The organism is Dyella sp. (genome assembly GCF_036568765.1).
GTDB lineage: Bacteria > Pseudomonadota > Gammaproteobacteria > Xanthomonadales > Rhodanobacteraceae > GSA-30.
Map to the genome: position 1 here is coordinate 1 of NZ_DATCRY010000200.1, position 5,000 is coordinate 5,000.

General features: G+C 60.6%; 6 protein-coding genes. All 6 read right to left on the reverse strand.

Annotated elements, in window-relative coordinates:
- On the reverse strand, positions 1-782 hold a 782-nt coding region (locus VIM98_RS13995; RefSeq protein ID WP_331993723.1), incomplete at its 3' end, for a ribose-phosphate diphosphokinase.
- Positions 779-2,350 carry a thymidine phosphorylase family protein gene (locus tag VIM98_RS14000; protein ID WP_331993724.1) on the reverse strand — a complete coding sequence of 524 codons (1,572 nt, stop codon included), beginning with the start codon at positions 2,348-2,350 and terminating at the stop codon, positions 779-781. The genes VIM98_RS14000 and VIM98_RS13995, both read right to left, overlap by 4 nt.
- Before the next feature lie 14 nt (positions 2,351-2,364).
- Positions 2,365-2,811, reverse strand: coding sequence for a CBS domain-containing protein (locus VIM98_RS14005; protein WP_331993725.1), 447 nt, complete (start codon positions 2,809-2,811; stop codon positions 2,365-2,367).
- Between the two features lie 129 nt (positions 2,812-2,940).
- Positions 2,941-3,354: a universal stress protein gene (locus VIM98_RS14010; protein WP_331993726.1), complete on the reverse strand. Its 414-nt coding sequence runs from the start codon at positions 3,352-3,354 to the stop codon at positions 2,941-2,943.
- Between the two features lie 412 nt (positions 3,355-3,766).
- Positions 3,767-4,801, reverse strand: coding sequence for a zinc-dependent alcohol dehydrogenase family protein (locus VIM98_RS14015; protein ID WP_331993727.1), 1,035 nt, complete (start codon positions 4,799-4,801; stop codon positions 3,767-3,769).
- Positions 4,802-4,823: 22 nt separating this feature from the next.
- On the reverse strand, positions 4,824-5,000 hold the full coding sequence (locus VIM98_RS14020; protein WP_331993728.1) for a universal stress protein: 177 nt from the start codon (positions 4,998-5,000) through the stop codon (positions 4,824-4,826).

Below are 5,000 nucleotides of genomic sequence, written 5' to 3' on the forward strand. Positions count from 1 at the left end.
GCATACAGGCGTCCAAGCGCATCGTCGGCGAATAGGCCGTGCACCGCCACGCACCAAGGCGCGGGTAAACCTGCCGCTCGCAAATGAGCCACCGCCGTCAACAAAGTATGGCCACTTGAAATAATATCATCGAGCAAAACCGGCCGATGCTCTCGCCACGCCGTCAGATCGGGCCATCGCATCGACACTTCGCGATCGCCGGTGCGACGTTTGGCGGCAACGACAGTCGGCGCCCCGATCAATCTCGCGACGCTTTCCACCCATGGCGCGCTCTCCTCGTCGGGGCCGATCAACAACGGTTGCTGTACATGGGCTTGCAACCATTCGGCGAGCGCCGGCGCCGCCGACACTGCTTTACCGTCTGGCATGCCTGCATCCGCCAGGCTGCGAAGTCGATGTAAATGCGGATCGACCGTGACCTGCCATTCAAAATGCTCTCGCAGCAGTCGCCCGAAAAGACGCGCCGACACGGCGTCGCCGGCGCGAAAGCGCATATCTTGTCGCAAATAAGCCAAATACGGTGCAATCAGACCGACCCGGCTCGCACCGAGTTCGCGCACGGTATCGGCAGCCATCAGGAGCGGAACGGTCTTTTCGTTCGGCCCATTCATCGTGCAAACGATGAGGGCTTCCGCCCCAGTTGGAGGCTTTTGTAGATGCACCAGCGTTTCGCCATCCGGAAAACGATGCAGATCCAGGGTATGACGCGCCAGGCGCAGGCGGCGCGCCAGCGCGTCGGCCATGTCCTCATTGCCTGGCATGGCGTACACCACGCGTTTCATGGAGCATCCGCAAGCGTGACGATGCAAGGATGACGATGTACGTACTCCATAGCGTAGGCAAGCTCGCCACGCGTTTGGGCATGAACCGTAAATATCGGCTGGTCCATGTCCACCCGATCACCGAGGCGCACATGAAGCATCAGCCCCGCCAACGGCGACTTGGGAGCTCCGGCAAGCTTGGCCACGCGCGACAACCTGCGATTGTCGATCGACAGGACGCACCCGGCATGCGTCGAGCGAAAAGGATACTGGTGTGCCGCCCACCCTGGTACACGCATGCCTCCCTGGGCCTCGCATATGGCCTGGAACTGGCGCCATGCCGCTCCGCTGTTCAGCGCCTGGGTCGCCATCGCGACCGCGCGCGCGCCCTGGCCAGCCGCACCGGAGAGCTCCAATAATGCAGCAGCCAGGGAAATGGCGCGCTCACGCAAGTCCATGGGCGCGCTGGACAAGCCTTGCAACACCGCGAGAACATCGTGAGCCTCCAGCCCAGGGCCGACCCCTCGTCCGACCGGTTGGCTACCATCCGTAAAAAGGCAACGCACATGCACGCCGAAATCGCCTGCCACGCGAGTCAGACAATCGGCGAGCGACCGCGCTTCCGCGTGATCCCGTACTTTGGCCGTAGGACCGACGGGCACATCGATCAGCACATGAGTGGAACCGGCCGCGATTTTCTTGGACAGTACCGAAGCGACCAACTGGCCTTCGCCGTCGATGTCCAGCGCGCGCTCGATACTAATCATCATGTCGTCGACAGGGCTCAGTCCGATCGACCCACCCCAGGCCACACAGCCGCCAGTGCGCTCGACTGTCTCGCGCATGTGTTGCAACGATAAATCCACCGGTGCGAGCATTTCCATCGTATCTGCCGTTCCCGCCGGCGATGTGATCGCACGCGACGAGGTTTTTGGCATGATCAACCCCAGCGACGTCACGATAGCTACCAAGATGGGCGTCGTGCGATTGCCGGCCAGCCCGCCAATGCAATGCTTGTCGACGACCATTGCATGAGGCCAGCGCACTCGCGCACCACTGGAAACCATCGCACCCGTAAGCGCGCCCACCTCCTCCAGTGCTAGATGATTATCGGCACAGGCAGTAACAAAGGCCGCCAATTCAAGCATCGAATAGCGGCGATCTGCAATGTCACGCACGATGACTTCAAAATCCTCACGCCGCAAAACCTGACCGTGAATTTTGGCCCGGACCAGCGAAAGCGATTCCACTGTGGCCGGATGCGAAAACATCGCGGTTTCACCAGCCCGCGGCGCCAATGCGCGCCAGGCCGATTCCGACAGCCCCGCCTCATCCGGCTTCAACAATGCGCCTCGCACCATGTTCAGCCGGGCAAGGATCCGCCGCTCTCCCATACATATCTGCACGCGACTGTAGGCACCAAAACCCTCGGAACGACAGATGGAAGAATCCTCGTGCAGATAAATCACATGTTCGTCACCCGAGTCGATACCCATTCGCCGCAGTCGATCGAAAGGCAGCAGCGGCCGGGAAACATCGAGCCGGATATCCTGTTGCATCGGTTCGTCAGCAGTCGACTGAGAGTCCATGAGGTGCTATACGGTCAGCGGTAGGCGCGATCCAGCTGCGGATCGACAATAAGGGCGCGCGCGAGGTTCTCCATCAATTCAGCCATCGCGGCGATCACATCGTCGGCGGCAACGATACCGACGAGCGCTCCGTTGCCATCGACTACCGGTAGCCGGCGCAATCCGCTCCCACGCATGATGGCAATCACTTCGGTAAGCGTGCTATCGCTACGACAGATCACTGGCGGTCGCGACATGGTGCTGGCGATAGCTGTGGAGTCCGCATTTTTGCCCTCCAGCAAGGTCGCGGTCGCGATATCGCGATCGGTTATCATCCCCACAGGCACCTTTTCCCGTCCATGTTTGCTGGTTACGACCAGGCAGCTCACCTGATGCCGGTACAAGATTCGCGCCGCATCGCGCAGGCTCTGTGTCGCGTCGGCCTGAACCACGTGAGGTGTGGCAATGTCTTTGGCATACATGATGGCCCTCCTTATGGCGACCGGCCTTTTCAGCTCAGGATGGCATGTCGTCGTAACGCCCCATTGACATAAGTCAATCGCCAGCAAGGGCCTCGCAGGGTGCGACATGAGAGCGCTTTGCGCCTATGGTTATCGAACCACCATCACCGGTATGCGCGATTGAGATAACACCTTCATCACCACCGACCCAAGGAACAGGCTCTTGAACGAACCACGCCCGTGCGATCCCATGATGACGAGGTCATAGCGCCCCCGCTGGGCCACGCGCGAAATTTCACTTCCTGGATCGCCGACGAGTAACAACTCGTCATGCAAATGGCCCGCATGGGTCAATACCCGGCGAGCCGAACGCAGTGCGTAACGACCGTTATCGGCATGAAAACGCGCAATGCTTGCAGCATCCAGCCTTCCGGAGATGGAATCGCGCAACGGCAGATCGACGTTGAGCAAAGTGACCGAAGCATCTACAGGCCAATGCTTGACCAGATAGCGAGCCGCGCGTGTGCTGTGGGGGCTGCCATCGACGGGCAACAAGATCTTCATAGAGGCGGCCTCGGGTTCGAGTTATCCCACGGATGGCGCTTCGCTTTATCGAGGTGCGGTCGTCCTGCCACAAGCTTCCATGGCTTATATTGAGTGGACCGGAGACCGCGAATATTGAGGCAAGTCAATTCCTCCGCTCCCCTTAGCGCAAGAACGCCGAAGAGTTCGAGCGCAGAGGTATAGACAGGCGCCAGATACGGATGACCCCTGACTTGCAATGCATGATCGACTCTGCCGGCCAATTCGATGGCCTTTGTCGCGAGGTGCAGAGAATTCGGCTCAGTCGCCACGATACAGTCACCGGCAAGGTTCGTACGCGACTTGGCGATGAGACAACGCTTCGCGTATATCGCTTGGCAGTGGCCTTGCGTCGTCGGCAACCAATGACACATCGCCTCGACGCCTATTTCGTTCATGCCATCGGCATCAGCACCGCCGCGCCTTGCACGCGGCCAGTCCGTAAGTCGTCCAGCGCGCAATTAGCATCAGCAAGCGAATAGCGACGTACATGGGTTCGCACTTGGGCACGCGCGGCGGTAGCGAGAAATGCATGACCGTCCTCACGGGTAAGATTGGCTACCGAGGTGAGGCGGCGCTCTTCCCACAACAGCCGATAGGGGAAGCGCGGTATATCGCTCATGTGAATGCCACCGCACACCACAGTGCCGCCCTTTTTTACGGCCTGCAGCGCCTTCGGCACCAACTCGCCGATGGGGGCGAAAATAATCGCTGCGTCCAGAAGTTCGGGCGGCGATTCCTCGGACGTGCCAACCCAAGTGACGCCCAGGGAGCGCGCGAACGATTGCGCCTCCAGATCGCCTTGGCGAGTAAAAGCGTATACACGACGTCCGGCCGTACGCGCTACCTGAGCGAGTATATGCGCTGCCGCCCCGAAGCCATAAAGCCCCAAGGCATCGCCTTCGCCTGCCAGCCGAAGGGCGCGCCCTCCGATCAACCCGGCGCAAAGTAGCGGTGCGGCGAGCGCGGCATCGGGATAGTCCCTTTCCGGCATCGGCAAACAGAACGCCGCGTTCGCCAGCATATGCGTGGCGTATCCGCCATCTCGCGAGCAGCCTGTGAACTCTGGCGCGTCGCAGAGATTCTCCCACCCGCGTGCGCAGTAGTCGCATACGCCACAAGTGCCGCCCAGCCATGGCACACCGATACGGTCACCCGCTTTCCATAGCGTGACATCCGCGCCTACCGCCTCCACCCTGCCCACCGCTTCATGCCCGGGCACGACAGGCAAGGCCGCCTGGGGCAACTCGCCGTCCAACAGATGGAGATCGGTGCGGCATACACCACAAGCTTCCACAAGGATACGCACCTCGTTTCGGCCAGGCACGGGCAGCGGCCGCTCCTCGGTCACCAACGGCCTTCTCAAGGAGCGAAGCACCATTGCAGTAGTCGATGACATTGCGCCATGAGAATGAAATGCATAGGACATCGTCTGCACCCTTCACCCTGGCTCAGTGCGCCATAAGCACGGGAAGCCGTGCATGCTGCAGCACGTAGCGCGTCGCTCCACCAAGTACCCATTCATTGAAACGCGAATGCCCCCATGCGCCCATCACGAGTAAATCGGCGTGGTTTTCGGCGACGGCATCGAGCAGGGTCGGTCCGATTCCGTCGTTGCCTATTCGCAG

Coding starts and splice junctions, on each gene's coding strand:
- VIM98_RS14000 (WP_331993724.1), bottom strand. CDS start 2,350: ATGGACTCTCAGTCGACTGCTGACGAACCGATGCAACAGGATATCCGG.
- VIM98_RS14005 (WP_331993725.1), bottom strand. CDS start 2,811: ATGTATGCCAAAGACATTGCCACACCTCACGTGGTTCAGGCCGACGCG.
- VIM98_RS14010 (WP_331993726.1), bottom strand. CDS start 3,354: ATGAAGATCTTGTTGCCCGTCGATGGCAGCCCCCACAGCACACGCGCG.
- VIM98_RS14015 (WP_331993727.1), bottom strand. CDS start 4,801: ATGTCCTATGCATTTCATTCTCATGGCGCAATGTCATCGACTACTGCA.